Origin of the sequence: Paenibacillus sp. FSL E2-8871 (assembly GCF_038000345.1) — a bacterium.
In the GTDB taxonomy this organism is placed as follows: domain Bacteria; phylum Bacillota; class Bacilli; order Paenibacillales; family Paenibacillaceae; genus Paenibacillus_AQ.
Map to the genome: position 1 here is coordinate 4,452,768 of NZ_JBBOBV010000001.1, position 26,075 is coordinate 4,478,842.

Annotated in this window: 21 protein-coding genes and 1 riboswitch; of the genes, 4 read left to right on the plus strand and 17 right to left on the minus strand. The window is 42.5% G+C overall.

All coding sequences use genetic code 11. The annotated features are described in order from the left end of the window. Positions 1–59 precede the first annotated feature (59 nt). From NYE25_RS20195 to NYE25_RS20210, 4 genes are all read right to left on the minus strand, one after another. Positions 60–5,873 carry an NPCBM/NEW2 domain-containing protein gene (locus NYE25_RS20195; protein ID WP_341146696.1) on the minus strand — a complete coding sequence of 1,938 codons (5,814 nt, stop codon included), beginning with the start codon at positions 5,871–5,873 and terminating at the stop codon, positions 60–62. Positions 5,874–6,027: 154 nt separating this feature from the next. Next, positions 6,028–6,114, minus strand: a riboswitch (cyclic di-GMP riboswitch). 157 nt (positions 6,115–6,271) lie between these two features. Then, positions 6,272–6,844 carry a hypothetical protein gene (locus tag NYE25_RS20200; protein WP_341051154.1) on the minus strand — a complete coding sequence of 191 codons (573 nt, stop codon included), beginning with the start codon at positions 6,842–6,844 and terminating at the stop codon, positions 6,272–6,274. Positions 6,845–6,953: 109 nt separating this feature from the next. Beyond that, positions 6,954–7,943, minus strand: a complete 990-nt coding sequence (locus tag NYE25_RS20205) for an EAL domain-containing protein (protein WP_341146697.1) — start codon at positions 7,941–7,943, stop codon at positions 6,954–6,956. 49 nt (positions 7,944–7,992) lie between these two features. Beyond that, on the minus strand, positions 7,993–8,676 hold the full coding sequence (locus NYE25_RS20210; protein WP_341146698.1) for a Crp/Fnr family transcriptional regulator: 684 nt from the start codon (positions 8,674–8,676) through the stop codon (positions 7,993–7,995). A 119-nt stretch (positions 8,677–8,795) separates the two neighbouring features. Here NYE25_RS20210 and NYE25_RS20215 point away from each other — a divergent pair, with 119 nt between their 5' ends. After that, positions 8,796–9,647: a leucine-rich repeat domain-containing protein gene (locus NYE25_RS20215; RefSeq protein WP_341146699.1), complete on the plus strand. Its 852-nt coding sequence runs from the start codon at positions 8,796–8,798 to the stop codon at positions 9,645–9,647. A 15-nt stretch (positions 9,648–9,662) separates the two neighbouring features. On the opposite strand, the gene NYE25_RS20220 is transcribed toward NYE25_RS20215, so the two are convergent. From NYE25_RS20220 to NYE25_RS20230, 3 genes are all read right to left on the minus strand, one after another. Next, positions 9,663–10,652 carry a sensor domain-containing diguanylate cyclase gene (locus NYE25_RS20220; protein WP_341146700.1) on the minus strand — a complete coding sequence of 330 codons (990 nt, stop codon included), beginning with the start codon at positions 10,650–10,652 and terminating at the stop codon, positions 9,663–9,665. A 40-nt stretch (positions 10,653–10,692) separates the two neighbouring features. Then, on the minus strand, positions 10,693–11,487 hold the full coding sequence (locus NYE25_RS20225; RefSeq protein WP_341051146.1) for an alpha/beta fold hydrolase: 795 nt from the start codon (positions 11,485–11,487) through the stop codon (positions 10,693–10,695). 120 nt (positions 11,488–11,607) lie between these two features. Then, the gene (locus NYE25_RS20230; protein ID WP_341146701.1) at positions 11,608–12,369 is read right to left on the minus strand and encodes an SDR family oxidoreductase; all 762 of its coding nucleotides are present in this window, start codon (positions 12,367–12,369) and stop codon (positions 11,608–11,610) included. A 302-nt stretch (positions 12,370–12,671) separates the two neighbouring features. Here NYE25_RS20230 and NYE25_RS20235 point away from each other — a divergent pair, with 302 nt between their 5' ends. Further along, positions 12,672–13,301 (plus strand): TetR/AcrR family transcriptional regulator, encoded by a 630-nt coding sequence (locus NYE25_RS20235; RefSeq protein ID WP_341051144.1) that lies wholly within the window; start codon positions 12,672–12,674, stop codon positions 13,299–13,301. A 208-nt stretch (positions 13,302–13,509) separates the two neighbouring features. Here the strand turns inward: NYE25_RS20235 and NYE25_RS20240 are convergent, their stop codons facing one another. Next, entirely contained in the window at positions 13,510–14,265 is a 756-nt protein-coding gene (locus NYE25_RS20240; RefSeq protein WP_341146702.1) for a class I SAM-dependent methyltransferase, read from the minus strand. 14 nt (positions 14,266–14,279) lie between these two features. After that, the gene (locus tag NYE25_RS20245; protein ID WP_042192886.1) at positions 14,280–14,822 is read right to left on the minus strand and encodes a hypothetical protein; all 543 of its coding nucleotides are present in this window, start codon (positions 14,820–14,822) and stop codon (positions 14,280–14,282) included. Between the two features lie 95 nt (positions 14,823–14,917). On the opposite strand from NYE25_RS20245, the gene NYE25_RS20250 reads away from it, so the two are divergent. Further along, positions 14,918–15,832 carry a phosphatidate cytidylyltransferase gene (locus NYE25_RS20250; protein ID WP_341147759.1) on the plus strand — a complete coding sequence of 305 codons (915 nt, stop codon included), beginning with the start codon at positions 14,918–14,920 and terminating at the stop codon, positions 15,830–15,832. Positions 15,833–15,949: 117 nt separating this feature from the next. Here NYE25_RS20250 and NYE25_RS20255 read toward each other — a convergent pair whose 3' ends face one another. The 8 genes from NYE25_RS20255 to NYE25_RS20290 all read right to left on the minus strand — a co-directional run bounded on the left by NYE25_RS20255 (position 15,950) and on the right by NYE25_RS20290 (position 25,072). Beyond that, on the minus strand, positions 15,950–16,696 hold the full coding sequence (locus NYE25_RS20255) for a uracil-DNA glycosylase family protein (protein WP_341146703.1): 747 nt from the start codon (positions 16,694–16,696) through the stop codon (positions 15,950–15,952). 20 nt (positions 16,697–16,716) lie between these two features. After that, positions 16,717–17,940 (minus strand): amidohydrolase, encoded by a 1,224-nt coding sequence (locus NYE25_RS20260; protein WP_341146704.1) that lies wholly within the window; start codon positions 17,938–17,940, stop codon positions 16,717–16,719. A 110-nt stretch (positions 17,941–18,050) separates the two neighbouring features. Then, on the minus strand, positions 18,051–19,688 hold the full coding sequence (locus NYE25_RS20265) for a methyl-accepting chemotaxis protein (RefSeq protein ID WP_341146705.1): 1,638 nt from the start codon (positions 19,686–19,688) through the stop codon (positions 18,051–18,053). Positions 19,689–19,732: 44 nt separating this feature from the next. Then, on the minus strand, positions 19,733–20,497 hold the full coding sequence (locus NYE25_RS20270; protein WP_341146706.1) for a polysaccharide deacetylase family protein: 765 nt from the start codon (positions 20,495–20,497) through the stop codon (positions 19,733–19,735). After that, entirely contained in the window at positions 20,497–21,099 is a 603-nt protein-coding gene (locus NYE25_RS20275; protein ID WP_042192898.1) for a YkoP family protein, read from the minus strand. The genes NYE25_RS20270 and NYE25_RS20275 overlap by 1 nt, the downstream gene beginning before the upstream one ends. 26 nt (positions 21,100–21,125) lie before the next feature. Next, positions 21,126–21,722 carry a sensor domain-containing protein gene (locus NYE25_RS20280; protein ID WP_076284978.1) on the minus strand — a complete coding sequence of 199 codons (597 nt, stop codon included), beginning with the start codon at positions 21,720–21,722 and terminating at the stop codon, positions 21,126–21,128. A 196-nt stretch (positions 21,723–21,918) separates the two neighbouring features. Continuing rightward, positions 21,919–23,706: a hybrid sensor histidine kinase/response regulator transcription factor gene (locus NYE25_RS20285; RefSeq protein WP_339267907.1), complete on the minus strand. Its 1,788-nt coding sequence runs from the start codon at positions 23,704–23,706 to the stop codon at positions 21,919–21,921. A 187-nt stretch (positions 23,707–23,893) separates the two neighbouring features. Next, positions 23,894–25,072: a PQQ-binding-like beta-propeller repeat protein gene (locus NYE25_RS20290; protein ID WP_341146707.1), complete on the minus strand. Its 1,179-nt coding sequence runs from the start codon at positions 25,070–25,072 to the stop codon at positions 23,894–23,896. A gap of 320 nt (positions 25,073–25,392) precedes the next feature. Here NYE25_RS20290 and NYE25_RS20295 point away from each other — a divergent pair, with 320 nt between their 5' ends. Beyond that, positions 25,393–26,007 (plus strand): LysE/ArgO family amino acid transporter, encoded by a 615-nt coding sequence (locus NYE25_RS20295; RefSeq protein ID WP_076298045.1) that lies wholly within the window; start codon positions 25,393–25,395, stop codon positions 26,005–26,007. The last annotated feature ends 68 nt before the right edge of the window (positions 26,008–26,075 follow it).

The window sequence follows — 26,075 nt, forward strand, 5'->3', positions numbered from 1 at the left end:
ACAGGCGAATCATGGTTGAATACACCACAATTCGCCTGTTTTTTTTCTGCCTATGGGATTTAATTGTTATCAATAAAAGAAATTAATTGCACGAGATTACCTGCGACTTGGTAAGTTAACCCCAGCATGTAAGTTCCCTTCTCCTCGTTCGATAGGTCTATGGTGAACACATCAGGATTAGCTGCCCATTCATTCATATCAAACATGATTTCTTTAGATGTTCCAGTGTTTCTGACCCCTGCTGAATTAGGGATCACTTTACTGCCATCGAGCCCTTTCACCGGATTGGTCCATTCAACCACAGGTCCCTTTAATCCTCCCACCTCTACCACTTGAGGGTCAGCCAATAAGCTCGTTAGTTTAGTTAACCCTTGTAGTGGGGAGAAATCAGTGATTTCATTTCCAGTAATATCAAGTGTCTCTAGGTTCTTAGCATACTGTAGACCTTCCAAGGATCTAGCTCTTCCGGTCTCGCTCGTTAACGTTGTAAGGTTATACATATCCCCTAGCGTTAGTTCTCCAGTTACGCCTAACGTAGTCTTGATCGAAGCACTTAAATATTTGTCCGCAATGGTAATGACTTGCGTAAGGTCTATTTCGGTCAGACCTTCTGTTGCTTGTTGTAACGCTGCTGAGACTGCATCTATTTCACTTTGTGTGACAGAAGGATTAGTCAAAGCCGCTTCTGCAATTGAAAGGCTTGCCGTAAATACCGCAATACTCTCAGCCGTGAAGCCTTCTAGAGAAATTGCTTTTGCCGCTGCAATGGCTTGCTCCAGATCTCCAGTGAATAGGTGATCTCCATTCGCAAAATGTAGTTTGGTTCCTCCCCATGTAGCATGGTCAGATCCGTTGCCATTTCCGCCGTCTGTAACGACTAATTTCAGCTCTTTAGCTCCGTTAATATCCAATTCGATGAACTTCTGCGGATCTCTGGAGCCCATAACCCCACTATCGAATTTCTTCTCTCCATCGACAAACACTTCAAAGCTCACCGAACCGACCGTACCATACATTTGTCGATCTACACCCACATAGGAAGTGAAGTAGTCCGCGTTCTTATCGCTTAGATCGTATACAATCGTCGAGTTAGAGTGTGCTCCAATCCCTCTCTCATAGGACACTACTTGATTGCTCTCATCGGTTAATCTCAGCGTATTGGCACTAATAGATTTATCCTTCAAAGGCGCAGTATAGCTGTTCTGAGTAGAATTCCAGTCGTAATCCGTCAGATACGTAAAGTCCGTCATGTCTACAACGGCAATGGTTCTAGTCTTCGTGGTCGTATTTCCATCACTATCCGTTACTGTATAAGTAATCGGATACTTTCCAGCTCTGCCCCATTTAACTTGATCTTCACCCGTAACCTTTACTTGAGCCGTCAAGTCACCATCTTCTGAATCCATTGCTGAATAGTCCGCACTTACTGCTATGGCTTGCCCCACTTTGGTGGATACAGATTTAGCTATGGTAAGCTCCGGCGTACTGTTTAGAATCATAAACTTCGCATCAGCGAAATCACCGTGGTCTGAAGCATTTCCGTTGCCGGCATTATCTAGTACCAACTTTAATTCACTTACACCCTTCACAGGGATCCGAGCTAATTTAGCTTCCGTGCCAAATTTCATCAGTCCGCTATTATACACTTCTACCCTATCGGCGAAGATTTTGAAGATCACACTAGAATTATTTTGCTCTGGGATATTTCGGTCAACCCCTACATATGTTTCAAAATATTCGAAATTAGCACCCGCCAGATTATACACGATCTCGGAGTTAGCATGCGTTCCTAAACCCTTAGCGAACTCTTTGGTTACGCCATTTACGAGTAGCTTAATCGGATTGTTGGAACTTGCCTTATCCTTACGAACAACATTATAATCCGTTCTTGCCGACTGCCAAGCTGTATCACTCAAGTATTTACTAGCGCTATACACAACGATTGTTCTGGTCTGCACAGCTGTATTCCCATCCCGGTCTGTAACTGACAGTTCGACGTTGTAAGTGCCTGTCTTGCTTGAAGTAAAACCATTCGGACTTACCTCAACGGCTCCAATCAAGTTACCATCTTCCTTATCAACGGCTGTAACATCGGTCAAAACATCAAATTCACTGTTCAGCTTAATAAACGTTGTCTCTTCAGGCACTGTGATTGTAGGCTTGCTTGAAGTATTCGTAAACTTCGCATCCGCCCATACCGTATGATCTGAAGCATTGCCGTCTGTAGCATCTGTGGTAACCAGCTTCACTTCGCGCGCGCCTGTCACAGGTATTTTCACAAATTCATGCTCTGTTCCTGCCCGGAAAACATCGCTCCCGAATTTCTTCTCTCCATCTACATACACTTCAAAGGTTGCAGAGGATGGCTTTCCTTTCATCGCTTGATCGATCCCGATGTAGCTTTCAAAGAAGTCATAACCTTTACCCTCAATATCATAAATAACTTCAGAGTTCGCATGTACACCGATTCCCTTGGTATAGGTCGCAGCTAACCCTTGTCGAATAAGGGTGATGATTCCACCAGAAACGGCTTTGTCTTTCTTTAATTCACCCCAACCAACAACGACTGACTTCGCATTAAGATCCGAAAGATAAGCATAGTCACTCGTTACCGTAACCAGTGTAGTTTTGGTTTCTGTAACCCCTTCGTTCTTCACTTCATATACCACTTCGTAGTCGCCTTTTTGCGTTACATTAACGGTATTTGCTTTCAGGGTGACATTAGCAGTAATATCGTTTCCTTGATAGTTAGTCGCTTTTACATAGCTCATCGGATCAAAAGCTTGATTAAGCTTTAACGTGATTTGATCTTCAACAGATAACGCTGGCTTGAAGGCTTTAACCTGTACCGGCTTCAGTGGGTTCAGCTTCTTATCATAACCAACGATCTTGTACGTATAATTGATGCTGTTATCTACATTCGTGTCCACGAACTGGTCAGTCCCTGTAAACCCTACTAACTTATCGTCTCTATACACCTCATAACCTAAGAAATCTTTCTTAAGATCCGTATCCATACTGAAGCTTAATGTGTTCGATTTAGCAGTAGTGTTAGGCGTGACATTAACCTTTATCACAACATTCTTATCTGCTATCCCTGTTCCCACATAATGAACCACTGAATTGTTTAAATACCATAGCTTTTTCGGTGCTGGGTATTTAGCTAACTTCTCTTTCGTTTCAGGATTCACAGTGAAGCCATGTCTGGCAAAATAGCTACTTAAGTCTAACCCCAGCACTTCAGAGGAGAACTCCACCAAATACTGCTGCTTGGAATTGTCGCCGTTCGTAAGAGAGACCTTCCGCTCGCGGTACAGCTTGGTCAGTTCTGTCCAGTAACCCGGATGCGCCAATTCTAACTGCCAATAGGCACCGAGCTGTGCAAATAAGCCCTGCTGATTCATAACCACTTTATTTTCTTCGATTACATATTTATAAATATCACTTTCAAAAGGAATACGAGTATCCATCGAGTCCGCATAGACTGACATCAGCACAGACACCATATTATTGGTTACTTCACCATATTCTCGTTCACCCATCGCCAAGCGATGCCCTATTTCATGATTCAATCCCCAGCCTGGATAGACTTTGTTAAAATCACCTAACATCGTCCCTACGGTCCCAATTTGTATCCCTGTATGATCTCCCGCTGCATACATCGCACCATAAGGCTGCATCAATCGGATGTTCTCACGAATTAGCTTGGCATCATGAATCACACTACTGCCATCCAAGCCATAGAAGTCAAAGATCGTCTTCATCCAAGTATCATAGCCGGTTACGGTACCCAGCGGATCATTTTCTTGCGTAATAAACTTGTTATAAGCTTCTGTCGCAGTTCCTGTGAAAATAACATGATCGCTGACCATTTCCACCACATCGATGAGCTCGCGATCTTGAACATTCGGATGCGCTGCCTTATCTTCATCTAATTTTTGTTTATAGGTGGTTAAGAAGGCTTTAAATTGTTCAGGATCTGTAGTCCTGGTCATCATAGGGATCTTGGTAAGCCCCTCGAACCGGATCATAGGTGCTTTACCTTGTTCCTCTGCTGTATATGGATTGACGATATACACTGTACCGCCCTTAGTCACTTCATGTGCATAATAACTATTCGTAGCAAATTCAGGAACGGTTATAATGTTCTTACCTGGACGCAACTGCACACCTCTAGCCCAAACATTCCAAGCCGCCTCTTGTTGAGAAAAGACTAAAGAAGGTAGTTTATCGCTAGAAGCTGCGTCCACATAAATGTTGATCGTATCTCCAGGCATTGCAACGAGACCTGTAGGCTGGTTGTTCGTACCGAAACCAATTCTCAGGTTTTCCTGCGCATGCTTTTTCATATCTCCACGTTGTTCCGCCTCAATGATGGTGCCTTCGGTTTGAACTTCACCATTCACTAGCTTCATAGCTAAATCCAAAGAATCTTTCAGGATTGGATAGAGCGGATGTACTTTTGCCGCTTCTTCTAATTCATTGATTGCATTGGCGCTATTATAAGCAGGAACAACCGCACTCATCGTGCCATCTGTGAAAATACCATTTACAGCTTCACTTACTTTATCCTCTGTATAAAATCTAAATTCAGCTGCAAAGGGTCTGTTGATATTGGCTTTTGTGAACTTGAATTTCAATCTTTTAAACTTTGTAGGTTCGAATTTAAACTCCAGAAAGTCATTCGTACTAGTCGCGGTTCCGCTAGATACGAGCTGGAAGGTCTCTCCCTTACTTGTTTCTGATGCATAAATTTCAAAAGCCTCTGGGAAGCCTTTACGATTATCTCTAGCCAGAAAAGCCAATCTATCTAGTACTTTCGCTTGCGCTAATTCAAACACGACTTCATTCGTGAAGCTGTCATCATTGTTTTTGTTCGTTTCCCAGTGTGTATTCGGCTGGTCATCGAGCATGTATTCCGGTTTCGTACCTGGATAGCTCCCACCGTTCACCGTTACTTTTGATACGTTTGAGTTGGGCATTCTATAAGCTTCGCTATAGGCATTTTCGTATGCTGTACCATAGCCTTTTAGCTTCGAAACCTTAGCCGCTGTTGCCTCTATTTGATGGTTCTCCAGAAGTACTTTTGCATTCTCTATATCTGCTTGAAACTGCGCGTACAGTGGATGTGACTGCACGTCTTGTTCTAAAGCCGTTAATTTCTCCACCGTATTAAATGCTGCGCTAACTTGACTCAAGGTATCATCTGTAAATAAATTTTTCATTTTAGCGGATACGGTATCTTCTTTGTAAAAAGAAAACTCAGCTGCACTCGCCCAATCTTGGTTAGCTTTTTTGAAGACAAATTTAAGTCTCTTGAAGGCTGTAGGTGCAAACTGAATCTCTACTACGTCACCTGCTCCGCCTTTATATTCTCCAGAGGATACTAGCGTATAATCGCCTGCATCCGTAGTTGAGCCATAAATATCAAATTCCTGAGCAAACCCCTTCCCCTTTGCACTGGATTGTCTTGCAGCGTATACGATTCTATTTAATTCAGTGGACTCATTGAAAACAAAGACAACCTCATTCGTAAACGTTGAACTGTTCGGTTTGCCCGTTTCCCAATGCGTACTCATATCGCCATCCATAGCCTTAGCTATAGGTGAACCTGAGTAGTTGCCACCGTTATTGGTAATGGATTTAATATTCGCAGGATTCATTCTAAAAACATCATTATAAGCGCTTAGGATAGCCTTGCCGTACAGATCAAAAGGAATAACTGACGCATTGCTGAATAGGTCAGCCTTGCTTTGTACTACAGTGTTCACTACACTTACCTTGCTTACATCACTTGCTAAAGCATAACCTGCCTCACTCGAAAAACTAGCTAACATGGCTGCCGATGTAGCGATCGCAATCATTTTTTTCATCTTTTCTACCCCCCAGATGTAATATGAATCTCTTCCGTGCCTAAAAATAGGCACAAAAAAAACTACCCCAAAAGAGTAGCTTGATTGCGTATAAAGTCGCATAAAAACTAAGACTTAATTTTTATTAAACTTTAACAAAAAGCGTAATACACTCTTTGGCAGCTGGCTGACAATAGTTATGATAACCTTAGTCCCTATAGCTTTGCGTCCCTACATTTCCATAGGTTTGCCTATGAAGTTTCGAATACATTACAAAGAGTAACATAACGCTACATCTGATCGCATGATTAATTGGTATGAAATCCGAATAGGTAATTGCAATTACTTTTTCTATCGTGATAGATATTATTTATCGACTATCCCGGAAGAGAGAGGACACTTTAGGACTGGAGGTCTACTTAACTCCCCGCACCAAACAAACGCCGGAACCAATTCCACACATCGCCCGTGATGGGAATTAATCCGAAGCCATGCTCGCCAACTGCGATTAGACCATATGCCCATTGGCCAATAGCTACTGCTCCCCCAGCAATTCGTCCTATGGCTACCGCCCCAAATGCCGTATCACCTATGGCAACAGCTCCCAACGCTTTTTCGGCTATCGCGATCGCTCCTACAGCCACTCCTGCAATGGCAATCGCCCCAGCTGCGAAGCCAAGCCAGCTAATTGCTATCGCTCCAAGGGCTAACCACATTCCTAGTGATATTGCACCCACGGATAGAACCCCTACGCTTATCGCACCTATGGAAATCAGGCCAACAGCTATATCTCCAATGGCAATTAATCCAACAGCTGTCTTCACTTGTGGCTTGCTTCCGTGACCATACCCCTGACCTGAGTATCGACCCAAATTGCTGCGAATACTTACCACCGGAAATGATGGAGACGGCCATTGATAATCAATTTCTCGTCCACCTAACCCTCTAGAATCCGCCCAGCGTGTGATGTACTTATGCCATTTCATATCCATCCCGTCCCCCTTCTCAATTACCTTAATTATACAACCCCGGGGGTTGGCTGTACTCAGACTCTGACCTGAAATTCACCTCATCCTCTAGACGGAGTTATACTCATTAGGATCACTGTTTGGGAATAGGATCAGGCTTTCCAAATAAATATCCCTGAAACAACTGATAACCACTCTGCTTAAGCCATTCAAAGTCCCCTCTAAACTCCACACCTTCTGCTAAAGGAACGGATTGGATTTCTAAAGCTTTTTCTAAAAATTGTTTAGCTATTTTCTGTTTGTTCAGATCGCTGGACACACCCTGAACATATTTCATATCCAGCTTCATGTAATGGGGTTTAAGCTCCAACAACATCTCGATCGTGCTGAAGCCCTCGCCAACATCATCTAAAGCGTATTCAAATCCCCGATCCTTGTAATATGTCAAAATAGCTTTCAAATGAGCGAGATCATCCACTTTCTCCGTCTCAACAACTTCAAAGACAAAAAGAGAGGGATCGACGCCTAATTGATTGGCCAGTTCAACGGTTGATCTTAAGCAGAACTCTGGCGCGTAGATCGACGTTGGGATAAAATTAATAAAGGTTTTTTTATTTAAGGGTGCAGCATATTTTACAGCAGTCATTCTACATAACCGGTCTAAAGCATATAAACGCCCACGATTTCGTGCCGCCGCAAAAATCTCATTAGGATAGATACGGGACCCATCTTCTTTTTTAAATCTGGATAGGAGCTCGTATGCAAAAATATCTTCCCGTACGTTCACAATCGGTTGGAAGTGACAAGTAACTAAACCCTTAGTTATAACCTCATCAATCCACTCCATATCAAGTACAGTGGGTAATTCGGATAGAGGTCTCCATGTTTGGTCATCTATACGGAATTCAACCTGCTCCGACTCCATATGGTCATTACAGAAATCTAGAAAATCCCGCACCCCAGCCTCCTTAATCGTAATCACATTTTCTTCTACCTTATGTATCGTATTACTTCTACTCAAGTGATGAATAACCTCAGGTAAAATCCTTAGATTAAGCTCACCATGAGCCTTGATTTCAAAACTCAGTTCTCTTACTACACAATGATTACATGCCACATTCATAACCCCTTTAACAATCAATTCTCTGAAAAAGATCCCGGAACTGCTCTTCTCAATCGAAATCCGTATACTCTAGTAAATACGTCGGGTCTAACACGGTGATCTGCTGATGTTGAATATCAATAATCTTTTGCTCTTGCAGATCTTTAAGCACAAGGGTAGCCGTCTCCCTTAACGTTCCGATCATATCCGCGAACTGCTGATGGGTCAATCGAAGATCAATCCTCTGTTTGCCTTGCTCCTCTACTCCGAATCTTTGGTATAGTCTTCTTAGCGTAAATATCGCACGCGCTCTCGCATCATGAAATTTCATTTCATGTAATAACCGATTCGATAAAAATAAACGGTCCATTTGCAGCAGCATCAATTGTTCCTTAATCAACGGGTAATCGGCAAGCATCTGCTCAAAAGGCTCACGTTTAATCACAAATAATACAGTATCATTCATAGCCACCGCAGACAGCACTCTTATATTGGAGGGATGGATCACTTCCAGATCGCCAAAGAAATCGCCTTTTCCAAAAAGATCTACGGTATGCTCTTTCCCTTTCGTGGTAGCGTACACCCTTATAATCCCCGAATAGATAATGTAGGCATGTTCCCCCGGATCTGATTCTGTAAACACTAGAGTCCCCTTGGAATATGCCTTATAAGTGAATAATCTTGAGACCGCCTTGATCTCCTCCGAGGGTAAACCCTGAAAAAAGCGAATGCCAGTCCAAAAAGAAGCTTCCATCTCATTATTCCTTTCTAAAACACACCATAGTTTTGTATGCCAACATACAGATAATAAATCATCATCCTGTTATATTCTATCGTAACGATGCCAAAACCAATAACAAAGGAGAACCTTCCATGAGATATAATTTTGACGGAAAAGGAATTACAGAAACGCCAGAGATCGTGTTTGAGAGCAATCCTCTACTAGAACTGAGCATGTACAACAACCATATTAAAGAGATTCCCGATCAACTCTTCCTTCATGATGAATTAGAGGTACTAAATTATGCAGGTAATGACGTCGAGCGGTTATCCGAGAATATCGGTCGTTTAGTTCACCTAAGAATGTTGGATTTAGGCCATAATCGACTGAAGGTGTTGCCGGAGACAATTGGCGGACTGCAGGGGTTAGATTCTTTTCTATACCTAAGCAATAATCAGTTCGAACAGCTGCCGGAGCAGCTTTGTAATCTCCAGAAACTCAAGTATCTGAACGTAACAGATAATCATCTCAAGCAATTGCCTACCCGTATAGGCGAAATGAGCAGTCTAATTGAATTGCGGCTTTATTATAATCAGCTAGAACGTCTACCTGATTCGATCACACAAATAAAAGGGTTAAGAGAGATTCATCTTTACGGTAATCAACTGGTCGTATTGCCAGAGCATTTGGGTGCTTTAGAAGAACTGCGGATACTCGATATGAGTGATAATCGAATCACTGAACTGCCCTCATCCATCGGTAAACTAAACAAGTTAAGAAGACTTAACCTTCGAAAAAATAAACTGAATAAGCTGCCTGAGGAAATAGGTCAATTAAGCAGCCTTGTTGAGCTTGATTTAAGAGATAATAACCTGCAAGAAATCCCGAATTCCCTTTTACAGCTTGAACGATTAGAGAAACTGGATCTCAGATGGAATCACAGCTTGAAGGGAACAGATATTTTAGAGCAAGTAGAGCAAAGAGGATGTATCGTTTATAAATAACAAAAAAGCCTCCTGTTAAAGAAGCTTTTCATTCAAATCTATGCTATGCGTGACGCGGTTCCTCCCATGCTCTTTAGAGGCATAGAGCGCTTGATCAGCTTTTTGCAGTAGGGTGGTTTCTGAATCGGTTGGAATAAACGTAGCTATACCCATACTCACCGTAATCTGGCCCATTTCCCATGTTGAATATGCGATAGATTGCCGTAAATTCTCGGCTATGATCTTTGATTCCGAGATATCTGTATTTGGTAAAAGAAGTACAAATTCCTCACCGCCATATCTAGCCGCAATATCCTCTTCACGAGATTGCAATTTCAAGATACTCGCCAATTTCTCCAGTACATAGTCACCTGTCTGATGCCCATAGGTGTCGTTCACTTTTTTAAAATGATCAATATCTATAATACACAGCGAAAATGCTGCTTGAACTTGGCCATACCCTGCAATCTGCTCTTCCAGCTTCTCTTGAAGAAACCTTCTATTCTTCAGCCCAGTCAGCTTATCTGTATTAGATAATTCTACTAAAACGGCATTCATTTCCATCAGCTCAGCTTGCTTTTGCTCGATTTCCAGGTGAATTTGTTTGAGCTTTGCCAGCGCCTGATCTTTTTCCCAATAAGCCTCTTCTATTTGCTTCTTCGCAGATCGTAACTCTAGCTCATAATCAATACGTTTGCCCATCTGTACCAGAATACAATCAATGATCTCCACACCTTCACACTCAAGGCATCTGCCATTTAACAAGTAAGGGACGGCTTGTCCCTTGCTGTCCTTCAAATTGATAAATAGCTCTTCTACATGTCCATTCAGATTGATAAAAGGATAGAAGTATGAATGAAAAATAAGCTTGTTTGCCGTAGACATGATAGATTCAAAATGCTTATGCACCAAATCAACCTGCTTATACCCCATACGGTCCAAGAACGTCTGATTTACATCCTTGATTATTCCTTCATGGGTAATAGAAACATAGCCACAAGGCGCATATCTTAATCGGTCATCCATGATCTAAATATCCTTTCAACACAGCATAATCTCATCTAGCTTACGTAAGATATTCATTAATTAAAGTGATGGTCTCCTCAGGATGGCTTATATGCGGGTAATGCCCTTTAGCCTCCATTAACCGGAAGGTGCTATTATTCAAGTGTTTATGTAGATATTCTCCAGCCGCTATAGGTACGATACTGTCATCCGAGCATTGTAGAATAAGTGTAGGGATTGTAGCCTTAGGTAGATCTTCCCTATGATCTGAAAAGAACGTAACTTCTGCAAATTCTCTTGCAATAACAGGATCTGCCGAGATAAAGCTGCGCTCCAGCTCTTTCGTTAACATCGGGTCAGGGTTGTTCATAGCAAGAGGTGCCATAAAGCTAGCCCAGCCAGCGAAATTCATCTCCATCATCTCCAGAAGCTCAGTAATATCGCTCTTCTCGAAGCCTCCGAAATAAGTATCCCCCTCATTTAAATAACATGAAGAAGGACCAATCATAATCATTTTATCAAAATAATCCGGCCGCTCAATCGAAGCAAGCATCCCGATCATAGAACTAATCGAATGACCTATAAAAATAATATCTTTGAGTTCCAACGTTTCGATGACATCCAATACATCCTGTACATAGCCGTGGAGCGTATGATATTTATCTGTTGTATATGCACTTAAATCTGAGTTACCTGAACCTACATAATCAAATAGAACGATTCGATATTTCTTCTCAAAAGAAGGCGTGATAAACTGCCACATGCTCTGGTCACACCCAAATCCATGTGCAAAAAGGATGGTTCTTTCTCCTTCTCCAATCACTTTCACATGATTCCGCGCCTTAACATCGTTCATTTCATATAACTCCCTCTATAGTTAGCATTCTCTCTATTTTGAAGGGTTAACCTGGAAATATCAAGAGCATAAAAAACTCCGCTAGAGTAATCTCTAGCGGAGTTTTTATGATATCTAATTTTAGAATGCTGAAGTCCATCCCGCATCGGCAGCGAGGACTGCTCCGTTTACAAAACTGGAATCATCTGAAGCCAGGAATAACGCAACTTGTGCGATTTCTTCAGGTGAACCTACACGAGGAATTACAGCCTGTGTTAGTTGAGTGCGGCTCATGCCGAACTCATTAATATTTTTCATAGAAGCACTAATGTTAGTGGCAGTAGCTCCTGGTGCGATGGCATTACAACGAATGCCTTTGTTGGCATACATAAAAGCTGTATTTTTCGTCAAGCCTACTACTGCATGTTTGGAGGCAGTATAAGTTGCTCCAGCATGAGCACCACTTACGCCACCGGTAGAAGCGGTATTCACAATAACGCCCTTTCCTTTTTCGAGGAAAATAGGTAGCGCTTTACGTGTGGACCGCATTACACTTTTGGTATTGATGTCAAAGATAAGATCCCATCTCTCATCATTAATATCACCAACTGGCTCAAAGCCGTCCATAATACCCGCATTATTCACTAGTATATCTAGCGTTCCATATTCATTTACTGCGGTATCAATCATGTTATTGATATCTTCGACTAGAGCAACATTTACTTTCAACGCCTTAGCTACTCCACCACTACTAACGATTCCTGCTGCGACTTGTTCCGCACCTTCGAGGTTAAGATCGGCTACTATTACTTTAGCACCTTCTTTAGCGTACAACTCTGCAATAGATTTCCCCATACCCGAGGCTGCTCCGGTAACAACTGCAACTCTGTCTTGAAGTTTCATGTTGGAAGTCTCCTTTACGTTTATCTATAATGTAAGTATTAATACAAGCAAAAACGCCTTCGGCGTCCTTAATGGGACGGTAAGCGTATATGCGAGAAATATAAGGATAAAGTATAGCGTGAAACTTATACTTCCTTATATTTTATAAAATCTCTAAATCACTTAAAATTTATTCTACTCAAGTTTAATCTTCTGCAATTTAACTATCAATATACAAATGAGACATCAAATGTTCATAAATAAATATAACTTGGAATTGTGTTGAAATAGGAATAGAAAATAGACAGTTAGGTGGTCTTCTGTTGCTTAAAAATCGAAGAACGAGTAAATCGAAGAAAGAACTAAAAAATGCATTGATATTACTCATGGAAAAAAAGAATTTCCGCACCATTACGATAACCGATATTGTGACCCTTGCCGATTTAAACCGTGGAACCTTCTATAAGCATTATCAAACCAAAGAAGAACTTCTGAATGAGCTGATTGATGATGTGCTGGAGGATTTAATTAAGGCTTATAAAGATCCCTATCTCCATACCGATAAATTCATGGTGAGTGAGCTTACCACCTCTAGCATCAAAATTTTTGAGCATGTCGTTTCCTACTCTAATTTTTATACCATCATTGTAAATTCCAATGTTCTGCCTGGGTTTCAAAATAAGATTTGTGACATCTTAAAGGAGCTAACCAAGCAGGACTTAGTCGCGGTTAATAATACTAATAACAATATAAATATCGAATTATTTTCTAGCTATACGGCCTATGCTCTATTTGGATTAATCATGGAATGGGTAAAGGGAGGGTTCAAATATACTGCGAACCATATGGCAGAGCAGCTGATTCAAATTCTGTCTTTTAATTCACACAATGTAGTTATCAACACTTCTAATAAACCGATTCAGTTGGGTTCCACCCCAGTGAATAGAAACTAGATTACTTCTAACAACCTCCAGAACGGTCATTATCATTTATGCTGAAGATAGATACAGCGTTGAACCTCATAGAGGAAAAATTTACGCCAAAAGCACGGTCGGCGAATCCACCACCTTTTACGTTCATCTTTCGTAACTAAAAGTAAAAAAAGACTCAATCCCTGTTATCACTAGGATTTGAGTCTTTTTAATATGCTGATTTCATTGACTATACTTCGCCCCAATAGACCTCGGTCTCATATTCAAAAAACACTTTATCATCCTGTTTATTTCGTTCAAATAGGTTCCTCAGCTCCGTCATCATATTCTCGTAACGTGGATCTCCGGGGGCCGGAATGTAGGAAGATGATCTCGCCCGTCCGCTTAATCCCTCGAAATCAAATACCTGCTGATTGCTAAAGTGCGCTACTTGCATCTGCCCTGCCTTAAAAAAGGAGCTAAGGATTTCAGGGGTAATATTCTTATGATTAACTTGAGTGTAGTCGGTGCCGAAGGTTTGCACGAGCTGCTCATATTCCTCCAGAAATGGGGTACCGTAAGTATGCCGAGAATTCCATATCAGAACTGCCTTTCCACCCGGTTTAAGAATCCGCTTGAATTCCAATTGCGCTGCATCCCTATCAAACCAGTGAAACGCCTGGGCACACACGATAAAGTCTACAGACTGGTCTGGCAATTCTGTCTTCTCGGCAGACCCAGGCAATGCGCGGAAATGGTTATCCTTTGCGAACTTCTCCTCCGCAGCTGTACGCATTTCCGGATTTGGTTCAACGGCAGTCACGCGACACCCGCGCTCCAGAAGCAGTGCTGAGAATATTCCTGTTCCTGCGCCAATATCCGCAATATCACAATTCGATTTTAGCCCAATCGTATTGTATAAATAATCAATGGCTTCTTTAGGATAACTCGGGCGATATTTCACATACGAATCTACCCGATTTGAGAACCGTTCTTTGTTATTCATCCAAATACTCTCCCTTAGCTTTTAGGTTCGTACTCACTTAATTTGCCTTGATAGATCAGCTTCAGCCGATCGCTTTGCCGAAAATCATCCGGCGTTACGAGCGCAGGCAGCTTGTTCCATAACTTAATGCCGGACCTCTCCAGAATTTCCGCTACAAATTGTGAGCAGAAATAAGAGTTGCTGAATTCAACAGGTTCCTTCAGAGCGATACCAATCACGCCGAGAATATTATAGAGATACTTTTGCCGGCTTCGGATAAAAACTTTGAGTACCCGCTCCATTTTCTCCACTTCACGGGCTGTAACTTGAAGTTCATATAGAACACACGTCGTATTTGGATATTTGCTGAACGTGCCTGTCTTAATATCCTCCTTCACGAATCCTCCGTTTAGAGGGTTGCTCGGGTGCTTTCTGCCAAAGCTATATAACTCGGAAAGCTCCCGATTAAAGGAGATCGATGCATGATTATAAGGAGCTCTCGTGTAGCCTTGAATAAGCTTCGTAAAGAGCGTTCCGGTATTCGTAAGCAAGATAAAGACCGATGGATCATCTGCCATTTACAATTTTCCCCTTATCAAGATTGAACGTTTCCTTCATAATAACATATGAACCCATTAATGGAATCTACTCTACGACAAGTTGGTGATTAGCTATCGACCGCTCTCTATTAACGGTAATCCTGATTTTTGCGGCCTTATCGGCCATTCACTTGATGTATGTAATTATAGGCAAATTACAGCCCAGTAAAGACTATACAGGGATCGGCTTCCGCATCAAAACCTGGTGGGGAATGCTTTTTATCTTTTGCTTGGCTACTCTCTTTAATCCAGTCGTCTCACTATTGGCACTCATGGTGCTGACCTTCTTCGCACTCAAGGAATATTTCTCCATGATAAAGTCACGAAAATCCGACCGCAGACTATTTCTGTGGGCGTACTTATCCATTCCTCTACAGTTCTACTGGATTTATATCGAATGGTACGGGATGTTTATTGTGTTTATTCCAGTCTATGTATTCTTACTCCTACCGCTACCTAGGCTCATTAATAAAGGGACAGTTGGCTTCCTGCGTAGTGTTAGTTCAACCCAGTGGGGATTAATGTTGATGGTTTTCGGACTTAGTCACTTAGCTTATTTTCAATTTGCTACACCGGAGTATGGAGCGGGGCTTGTATTATTCCTAGTAGTGCTGACACAGCTGAATGATGTGGTCCACTATCTCGCATCCCTCTATATGGGAAAGCGCAAAGTGGTCCCAACCGCCAACCCGTATTTGACCTGGGAAGGTTTTGCCTGTGCGTTTGTCGTAACAACCGGGGTCTCCTATTTGATCTATCCCTACCTGACGCCGCTTAACCCGATCTTCGGTTTCCTGTCAGGCATGCTAATCAGTTTGAGCGGCTTCTTGGGTAGCTTAACGGTTTCCGTGCTGAAGCGAGATTTGCTCATCGGTGATGGCGATAAATTCGTAGCTTTAAAAGAAAGCTATTTAAGCCGTGTGGATAGCTTGACCTACACCTCGCCGGTCTTTTTCCATGTCATCCGTTATTTCTTCGATTTCATGTAAATTAGTTTTCTACAACGATTTTGGTCGCTTGGCCGATAGGTTCTCCACTGCCTTGCTCCTTAGAATTAATCGTATCTTAACGTGAGGTTCAGGAAAAATGTCGCAATAGATAGCCGTTCAGGCGTTCCATAGATGATCTTGGAGCGTCTTTGTCATGTTCTCTTGCTGGCTGGCAAACTGCTTAAATCTATGTCCGTTCGCTCCAGAAGGATGAGGAAATCCCCATAAACAGCGGTGATCATCGAGATTACCCTCAGATGCCAAAAGCTGGAGCATTCCCTCCACCGTTTTTCCTAAAGGAATAATTAAAGCTTGGTTCAGGATACCCAACTCCTGCTCTAACGACAATAGCGCACATTCTCTAAGGAACGGATCTGAACGTAGCTTAGGATGTGCCCCATTATAATTTTTCTTCTCTACGAATACAGGAAAACGCAATAAAGAGGTGGTATGCAGGTTCGTTTGCTGCTTCTGAAACAATTGGTCACAAGAGGTAAGGTTCAAGTACTGATGAAGCCCAAGTGTATCTAGCATGTGAATTAACGTACTCCTCATGGAGCCTGCGAATCTCGCCGCTTCTTTTGCTTTTCTGCATACCTCTTCATCTGAAAGCCCGGCTTTCAACCCAATAACTGCTTCTTGTATGGCTATTCTCATTTGTGTAAAACCGGGTGTTAGTCCGATTATAATCACCTTTGCAGATGGATTAATGTATTCATTGTGCGGTGCATAGTACATTTCAAGCTTCCCGCTACGCTTCATTAGAAGCTTATCCACCTGCAGATCATCTTTCGATAGCGCGGTCCCCTTCGGAAGAGAGAGCATCGCTGCTTTATACTGTTGTAAATGGTTAGAGATGAGCATGTCATCCACCTCTCATATCCCTATAATGATCCACTCACGAGACGCCCTTCGAACCATACCGCTTGACGGTCCGCTCTTCTTGCTACTGCTTCGGCCGAGCAGCTGGCATGCAGCAGCACAAAGCTTGCCGTGTCTCCTACTTTTGGCCATACCTGTTCACCTTTTAGATTAAGAGGCGTTATCCCTCCTGTTATGAATCTAAGGGATTGCGATAATGACCGTTCATCACTACACCCATATAACTCTGCGTACCGTCCCGCCTTCTCCAATTGATCTCCATTGCCAAAAGGAGACCAGTGATCCGTAAGGCTGTCTGTTGCCAGTTTCACTTGTACACCTTGGCTGTGCAGCATCGGAAGTGGCATCATCATTCTTCCAATAGGTACTGTGGATGCAATACCCATACCAAGTGATGCCATCCGTGCAGCCATTTCTTCTGCTTCCTGCTGCGATGCACCTGCGAACCAGAATGCGTGACTAACGGTCACCTTGCCCTGTAAGCCAGCTTCTTTTGTGAGATCAGCCAAACGCGACAGCGTCTGCTTTCCTGCTTCTTTTCCATCATGTAAGTGAAGATCAATGCCAGCATTATTCATTACCGCTAGCTCGACCATGGTCTGGAGTGACTTCTCGATATCTCCATCCACTGAGTATGGATCGACACCACCTACATAGGTTGCCCCCTCTGCCAGGGATTGCTTTACTAATTCAACAGAATTAGAGCGAAGCAGGCCATGCTGCGGAAAGGCTACAATTTCAGATGAAATTGTACCGGAGAAGGTATCCAATGCTTGCAGGGTTGCCTCTAAACGCTTCAGACCGCTGACAGGCTCAATATTACAATGACTACGCACATGTGTGGCACCGAAACGCTGTATAAGCGTCAAGATGCTCTCCGCTTGTTGTCTCGCCATAGGCAGCAGCTTAGGCAATAATACCTTCTCTTCCTCAATGCGTTCAAAGACACCGGCAGCAGGCTTTACCGCTTTCCATGGTCCAGCGAAATATGTTTTATCTAAATGGATATGTGCCTCCTCAAAGGAAGGAAGCATCAATAACCCCTTGCAGTCATATTTAGGTAGATGACTCCGAAGCTCTACGTCCGCTCCAACCACTTCTGAAATCTTATCCCCGTCAATTCGGATATGACAAACCTTCGTATCCGTACCAACCACTTGTCCATCCTCAATAACATAACCCTGCTCTAACCTTATATTGGTTAACCAGTAAGAAGCATTCAACATGCTACCCCATCCTTTTCTCAACGATTTAATATAGGTGCGAACCACTTTATCCTAAATGGTACCATAGCCCTTCCTATATAAAAAATGTTTGAAAGGTTTTTAGCATAAGACTATATCGTAAATATCCCAACTTCTAACTTTAAAAATACAGATAACTCGCTGAGTTCTCTTAGTTTGGTCGTCATCTCATCGATAGTCGCAAGTTGCTCCTCCGTGGAAGCCGCTACTTCCTGTGAGGACGATGCCGACTGATCAATGAGTTGCGAAGATTGCACTAGAGCCTTCAATGATTGATGTGACATTGTAGACAACTCACCAAATATGCCTTGAATGCGCAGCGTGCTTTGGGTTGTTAGATCAACCTTCTGAACGATTTCCTCCAGAGATTGTTGCCCTTGTAATACTAAATCATTCTGTTGATTGACCACTTGTTGGCTCGATTCCATCGTTTTGACCGCTGCATTCGTATCCGCTCGAATTGCGCCAACAAGCTCGGCAATCTGCTCGGCTGCTCTTTCGGAACCTTCAGCAAGCTTACGGATCTCTCCTGCAACTACTGCAAAACCTTTCCCTTGCTCTCCAGCGCGGGCCGCTTCAATGGCTGCATTTAGCGCGAGTAGATTCGTCTGACTAGCCAATTCGGAAATCACGTTAATGATCTCACCGATTTGGCTGGATCGGCTGTTCAGCTGTGCAATGGTTTCTGTTGAGCGCTCAATGGAACTAACCATAGTTTCCAAGTGATCTACAGATGCCCTGTTTGCACGCTGGCCAGTTTGCACCGCTTTTATTAAATGATTGGAATCGTGAACTGTCTTTACCGTTTCCTGCATAATTTCCTCAGAGATTTCCCCTGTCCGTTCCATCATCGTGAGTACTTGCCGCACATGTTCTGCTTGCTCCGTCGACCTCACAGCCATATCCGTAATAATCGTGGTAATTTGCTTGGATGTCTCATTTGTCTGCTCTGCTGAAACTTGAAGTATTTCTGCATTTTCATTCAGATGATTGGCCTGTGAAGTGACATTCCCGACGATGGCCCGAATGTTATCCAGAAACTGATTCATGGAATACGCCAACATCCCAATCTCATCATTACGCTTCATGTCCAGCTTCTTAGTCAGATCACCTCCGTGTTCAACAAGCTCCATTACATGCTCATTGATTCTTCGCAGCGGTCGTACAATAAGTCGGGTTAAGATAATGAAGAGTAAGACAATAAAAATAATCAAAGCGATAACAAAACCGCCAATAATTAAATATTGGTTGTTCATCATTGGCTCCAAGATCTGTTTTACAGGCATCACCAGCACTAGCTTGTAATTTGTATCGCCGATCCTTGTAAAAGCATAAACATTCTTCGAGTCCTCCGTACCACTAGTTCCCGTAGATTGTGCTATGACCTGACCAACCTTTTGCAACTGTATGTCCGGTTCATCAAATATAGCTTTACCTATATCGTGCTTAGGGTTCTGGCTTGCTACATATCGACCAGCTTTATCTATGACAAAATAATAACCTGCATCCTCCTCACTCATTTCAGCCAAGCTCTTCTCGAAATCATTCGACAATCGACTATTCAGTTTAGTAGAAGTAAGCTCCACCTTATAGTTAAGCTTTTGTTCAACTTCATGACTGAGAATTTCATTAAACTTAGAAAATGTGTACATACATAGACCTGCAAAAATTAACACCATGTATACTACAGAAACGGTCATAACGATGGTTCGAACGGTTTTCTTCTTCAATGTCTGAATTCCCTTCCAATCTAGTGACATCATGTCATCCATAGCTACAGATTAATCTGACCGTGATGTTTGACGCAGGACCTAGCTTCTCCAATGCAACTAGCTTCCTTATTCAGTAGCTCATCCACTCGCTGGCTCTTCAGCCCCCTTCTAGGAATCTCCTTTAAGACCTCTTCCAGTCCGGTGATCATGTTCAGCGGTGCTTCTCGATCTGCCCCCGGTGTATCACCATTGTCGTGCAGAACGATGATAGAACCGGGTTTTATCTTTTTCAATAAGTCATGCTTTATTTGGGCTGCGCTAACAGACGCCTTCCAGTCTCCCACCATTACAGACCACAACACTACCCGATAAGAACGTCTAAGAAAGACAAGATCGCCTAAATTAAGGAGCCCCCATGGTGGTCGATACAAGATAGGCCGCTCTCCTGTAATCCGCTCGACAATATCAGCTGTTCGATCTACTTGCTTCCTTCTATTCGTCCATGGAGAGTAAATCCAGTTAGGCGTATGTGTATAATTATGAATGCCGATCTGATGTCCTTCACGGTGCATTCGCTGGATTAAATCCGGGAATTGCTCAGCCCTTTTGCCTAATACGAAAAAAGTTGCTTTAACGTCATGTTCATGCAGCAAGTCCAATAATTCAGGGGTATAGCATGGATCTGGCCCGTCATCGAAAGTAAAGGCAACTTCCTTCGCGGCATTTCCTCTGGATACAACTCCCCATCCCAATATTCGAGTAATCACAAACGGAACAATCATATAAAGAATAATCGCATCTATAGCTAAAATAAGGAGCGTCCACATTAGGAAACCGCCTCTTTCCTTCGAGGAGCAAACCGCGCTTTCAAAGACTGCTTACTAAGCACGAGCATCTTAGGAGACAACTTCTCCGTGCTGTCCTCAACGCGATGTTTCCCCTCCGGATGCAGCATCCGAAGTAAGAACCGAAGATAGATTCCGAACCATCGCCGCTGCCATTTGGACTTGATAGGATGTTGCTCAAACCCTATTCCATGAATGATCCCGCGGTGAAGTAGCGTAATCCCCGTTAGCGCCTGCACTTTGCTTAGTTCTGGATTGCTATCTAGTTCACGACTAATCTCCTTCATGGCCTCGCGAAGCATACGTGCAGTTCGAATTCCGGCCCGATCAGCGCCCAGGGTACGCGTAAGCTGCACTACCTGACGATTATCCAGATGAAGCTCCCCCACCCAATCTCCGGGAAGAATCTGATGTCCATCTTGGCAGACTATACTTTCACCGTGATACTTTAACACGACCAATTTACATATCCCGTATCTCCACACGGACTGGCTGCGGAATTTGGTGACAATAGCAAATAGGTTCTCCCACATCATCCAAAGAGATTGCGAGAATAATTTTATAAATGAAACTGAGGCTACCATTAATCTTCCTTCTTTCGTGTAAAAGTTTATCTTCTAGCAAAATCTTTCACTAAACGCCGCGTATACCTGCCGATCATCTTTACTAAACTGTTGCCAAGATAAGCACCTATCCAAAGAGATACCGCGCCTAACAGCATGAACAGAAGTGAGGTGTTGAGTGTTTTATTTTCAATCCCGAATAACGATATAGAAGAGATATCGATGAAATACAAGATAGGTGACAACAAGAGAATAATAGGGGACAAATAAAAAAGAGTTGCACATATGAGACTGAGCATTCCAATTCCAAATTGCAGCATCAACCCTATAATTGCTCTCCAGTTATGCTCATCGGACAACTCCGCCTTAACCTTTTCCCATATGTTTCCTTGTTCTTGAGATCGAGTTGGAAGCGTCCGAACGGAGATATCCGTATAGACTTTCGTTCGAATTCGCTCATGCTGTAAAAAAGTCTCCGTAGAACGCAAAACATAATAAAGGATCGGAATCCCTACTATGGTGAAGGACATTGCGACCCCAAAAGTGATGCCTACCAAATAAAAGCAAAAGTAAAATAGCCCTGTGGCAAAAGTAATTAATAAGAAACAGAAATTCCTCACATGCTTCCGGATCATTTGACTCATATTCTCCTCTTCCTCTCTGCACTAAAAATTTGTTCATCTTTGTAAATCCTATGTTAGAGCTCCTGATGTAAAATCGACCAGTGCCATAATGTCATATGACAGTTATTTCATACAAAAAAGCACCTTTCGCCTACTCCCACAAGGGAAAATAGACAACAAGGTGCTCGCTCTACAATTTCAGATCATTCGGTTTTAGTTATTCCAATGTGCCAAAGGCTTTCTCAACAGCCTCTTCGCGATTCCGTACACCCAGCTTAGCATAGATGGTAGAAGCGTAATTTCTCACCGTTCCATCAGACAAATACAATTTAGCTGCAATGGATTTATAACGCATGCCCTTTGACAGGCATTCTAGAATTTCCAGCTCGCGCGGGGTCAGCCCATACTCATTACTCTGCTCAGTCTGCGCTTCAGAAGTTGGATGCATCTCATAATGATCAATTAATACATTCGTAATAGCTGGTGTTATCATCTTAACACCCCGATGTACGAGACGTATCCCTTCGAATAGCTCCTGCGGTTCAGTAGACTTTAACAAGTAGCCATCTGCCCCGTTTTGCAGTGCTTCGACTGCCAAATCCGTTTCTTGAAAAGTAGTCAGGATCAGCACTCGTACCCCTGGCCACTTTTGCTTAATAAGCTTCGTTGCTTCCGCACCGTCCATGTCAGGCATATTTAAGTCCATCAGCACCACATGAGGCTGTTCCTGCTCACAGAAGCCTACTGCTTGTTCACCATTCTCAGCTAACCCAATGATCTCAAAATCGGGCTGCTGCTCTAAAATAATTCGCAGACTATCCCGGATATAAGGTTGATCATCGACCAGCAATAAGCGAATCATTTCCTCCTGTATCTCTTCAAGCCTTGGTAAACTACAGGTCACTAAGGTTCCTTCCCCTGGCTTAGAGTAGAGATACACTTGGCCTTGCAGGTTGGAAGCACGTTCCTTCATCGCGTTCACACCAAATCCTGCTTTTAAATCTTCAGTGCCTAATCCATTATCCTGCACTTCCAGTCGAATTAACTTCTCTTCGTAATGCAGGGTGATGACAATTTCACTGGCTTGACCATGACGAACGGCGTTGGTTATCGACTCTTGCAAACATCTATATAAGGTCATTTTAGCCTGCTTGGATATTGTATAAGCCTCTCCGAACGTTCTTAGACGAACCTTAACCTTCGAAAAGGTCTGGAAATCATCCACTAATTTCTGCAGGGACTGCATAAGCGTCAATGAATCCTGCGAAGAGCCCACATGGTGCAAATATTTACGCACATCATCCAAGCCATTGCGAGTTAGCTTTAATAAGGAATCTATCTTTTGCTCTCCTTCAGAGGTATTCACCTCCGTACGTAAAGTCTCCAGCCCCATAAGAATTGAAGTATAAGAATGCCCTACAGTGTCATGCAAATCTTTGGATAATCGATCTCTTTCCTCCAGAAGGGTCATACGCTCGACTTGTGAGATATACTGCTCCAGGACAGCATTCTGGTTCTTAATAATCCCGTTCTGCTTATGATTCACCACCAGCAAGTGAAAAGCGAAGCCAATCGTATACACCAAGCCAAAGTTCACAATCATCGATATAGCATCCATTTGTTGTGACAATTTAGATAACATTATTGGAATCAAGATCACCGTGATCGGAGCTGACCAACGATAGGACTTCTGTGCACTATTGCTGGCAATCATAAAAGCAATTGGCAGAAAAGTTACATACGAATCAGGAAACAGAGCAGCCAAATATAAGCATAGACCACCTGAAAGAAGGATCTCCGCCATCAGATAATACTTATAATGCAGCTGCAAACAAAACCAAGGCACTGAAAAAGAGATCACACCCCAAACAAACACGATCCAGAAAGGAATCGTAAAGTCCTCCGAGAGGTAACACATCGTAACTATAAAAGAAGTAGAAAAACAAATCCGAAACAGGAGGACGAGCCAATCGTACCAGAACCACTGTTTGACCAGATTAAACAAGACATTGCCCCCTATAAATTCTGCTGACTAGACCCTTATTATAGTGTAACCCCCTGAGGCCTTACTAGTTACAAAAGGTCATGAGATGGGATGACATTTATGCTAGGAGTGTAATTACAGAATAGAAAAAAAGATACCATCCCTTTAGGGGCAGCATCCCTTGATCAATCCTAATCGATTTCTGGAATTAAAACTTAATTCGTGAAAATCCATTGTCTGTCATTACATACCCCACGCCATTGCCTACATAGTTGAAATTAAAATCATCCTTCAACTTAAAAGTATAATCTACTGCGAGCGTTTTAGGATTTAAAACATATGTGGCGGAACCCGGGAAGCCAAGCTCAATATTACCATCCTGTAATCGGTCCAACGATACAAAAAATTCTGTCTCATCTTTAAGCGCTACCGACTTAACCAATCCTTTGACATTATATAGAGACAGCTTGCCATTGGCATAAACCCCATAAACTTCACCAAGTGAGGATACTACAGCATCACCTGCGATATCTCTTCCCCACAGTAGATTACCTTTAGAGTTGAATCCGAATAACCGATTCCCTGTCTTTGGTATATTAGTACGGATTAGTACTGTTCCATCGGAAAGCACCTGATTGTAAGACACTTCAGTGTACGAATCGGCTGGCATTTGATATGTAAACACTGAATTTAAGGAAGAATCGAGTGCTTGGATACGTGAGCCTTTCGCACCACCGTAATTCGTTTGAATTAAGACACGATTTCCTTGCGCCAACACCGTTCCTTTATAAGAAATATTTTTTACTTTGGTACCACTTTTATTAATTAAAGTTAGTGACCCGTTATAATTCCCATTGTTATCAAAGTTACCTTGGGATGCAAAGACTAAACTCCCGTTATCAAGTCTATATAAGTATCCCTCTGTCTGAGACAAATTCACTTTCCATTTCCGTTTTCCGTCTGGTCCCACCGCATAGATCTGAGTTGCGTCAGGTGAAAGATTATCTGTAAAGGTTATGTATACCGTTCCATCCGGCGCCACTATATAATCTTTCGATTCACGAAACATCGCTGTGCCAGGGTCTGCAAAATTAACTGACCACTTTAGCTTCCCTGTCTGTGTATCATAAGATTTCAGCGTATCAACCAACCATACCTTAGTTTGGGTAGCATGCTCTTCCTTAGTGTGGAGATACACTGTATTTAATGATGGAACCTCCACGGGACCCCCTTCTATGCTTTCTAATGCTCCCACAACATTCAGCTGACTCCATTGGGGGCTAGGTAATTTCGTTACTGTTCCAGCGGCCTCTACAACATTAAAAGATAGCGTACTGGCGGTAATCAGCAAGAGCGCAAGAAGACCTGTAAATATTCCTTTTTTCAAAAAATATCAACCTTTCTTTCCATAAATAGTATGTATCATGTTACTTTACTACCTTTTTTAAGGGACAACAAGATTATATTAATCATCTTTTTAAATGAAAGCCCTCAATGTATGATAGTACATATTATTTAGCCAGAAATTATAGATAAAGGAGTTGGGATATAAGATGAGTGAGGAGAACAGCCTACAGCACGTAATCGATTCATTAAACGAATGGGTGATTAAATTACCGCAGGTATTCAAGACTATCTAGAACATATGGAGCACCATATTCAAAAGCAAATTTTATAACGCATTACTCATCACCGGAGGACACAACTATGTTAGCCGCACTACTTCATGGGATCGCCTTAGCCTTTGGATTAATTCTTCCGCTTGGCGCACAAAATGTTTTTGTATTTAACCAAGGTGCCTCACAGCCACAGTTTAAAAAAGCCATCCCAGTTATTATTACGGCCGCTTTATGTGACACCCTTCTTATTTTATTAGCCGTGTTAGGTGTTTCCGTTCTTGTGTTTGCCATCCCTGTTCTGCAGACCGCTTTATTTGCTGTGGGACTTGTATTCCTTTTGTATATGGGATGGTCCATCTGGAGAAGCACACCTACCTCTTCATCCCAAGACGCAGCACCTCTATCTTCAAAAAAACAGATCTTATTTGCGATTTCCGTTTCTTTATTAAATCCACACGCGATCATGGATACGATTGGGGTTATCGGCACCAGCTCCCTTAGTTACACTGGCATAGACAAAGTTACATTCGCCGTTTCGACTATCCTTGTTTCTTGGATTTGGTTCTTTGGGCTTGCTGTAGCAGGAAAGACCGTAGGACAAATAGATTCAAGCGGCAAAATCATGCTGATCATTAATAAGATCTCTGCGATTATCATTTGGGTCGTTGCAGCATATATTGCTTACAAGCTTTTTCAGATGTAATAGAAGAAAGGCCATCCCTATAGGGATGGCCTTTTGTTAATATCTATACATATTCTTGTCCCTACATT

Excerpts from the sequence above, each read along its gene's own strand:
- NYE25_RS20275 (WP_042192898.1), bottom strand. The coding sequence starts at position 21,099 with ATGGTAGCCTCAGTTTCATTTATAAAATTATTCTCGCAATCTCTTTGG.
- NYE25_RS20245 (WP_042192886.1), bottom strand. The coding sequence starts at position 14,822 with ATGGCAGATGATCCATCGGTCTTTATCTTGCTTACGAATACCGGAACG.
- NYE25_RS20205 (WP_341146697.1), bottom strand. The coding sequence starts at position 7,943 with ATGAATGTGGCATGTAATCATTGTGTAGTAAGAGAACTGAGTTTTGAA.
- NYE25_RS20200 (WP_341051154.1), bottom strand. The coding sequence starts at position 6,844 with ATGGATATGAAATGGCATAAGTACATCACACGCTGGGCGGATTCTAGA.
- NYE25_RS20255 (WP_341146703.1), bottom strand. The coding sequence starts at position 16,696 with ATGCTCATCTCTAACCATTTACAACAGTATAAAGCAGCGATGCTCTCT.
- NYE25_RS20225 (WP_341051146.1), bottom strand. The coding sequence starts at position 11,487 with ATGAACGATGTTAAGGCGCGGAATCATGTGAAAGTGATTGGAGAAGGA.
- NYE25_RS20220 (WP_341146700.1), bottom strand. The coding sequence starts at position 10,652 with ATGGATGACCGATTAAGATATGCGCCTTGTGGCTATGTTTCTATTACC.
- NYE25_RS20295 (WP_076298045.1), top strand. The coding sequence starts at position 25,393 with ATGTTAGCCGCACTACTTCATGGGATCGCCTTAGCCTTTGGATTAATT.
- NYE25_RS20230 (WP_341146701.1), bottom strand. The coding sequence starts at position 12,369 with ATGAAACTTCAAGACAGAGTTGCAGTTGTTACCGGAGCAGCCTCGGGT.
- NYE25_RS20210 (WP_341146698.1), bottom strand. The coding sequence starts at position 8,676 with ATGGAAGCTTCTTTTTGGACTGGCATTCGCTTTTTTCAGGGTTTACCC.
- NYE25_RS20195 (WP_341146696.1), bottom strand. The coding sequence starts at position 5,873 with ATGAAAAAAATGATTGCGATCGCTACATCGGCAGCCATGTTAGCTAGT.
- NYE25_RS20240 (WP_341146702.1), bottom strand. The coding sequence starts at position 14,265 with ATGAATAACAAAGAACGGTTCTCAAATCGGGTAGATTCGTATGTGAAA.
- NYE25_RS20215 (WP_341146699.1), top strand. The coding sequence starts at position 8,796 with ATGAGATATAATTTTGACGGAAAAGGAATTACAGAAACGCCAGAGATC.
- NYE25_RS20260 (WP_341146704.1), bottom strand. The coding sequence starts at position 17,940 with ATGTTGAATGCTTCTTACTGGTTAACCAATATAAGGTTAGAGCAGGGT.
- NYE25_RS20270 (WP_341146706.1), bottom strand. The coding sequence starts at position 20,497 with ATGTGGACGCTCCTTATTTTAGCTATAGATGCGATTATTCTTTATATG.
- NYE25_RS20280 (WP_076284978.1), bottom strand. The coding sequence starts at position 21,722 with ATGAGTCAAATGATCCGGAAGCATGTGAGGAATTTCTGTTTCTTATTA.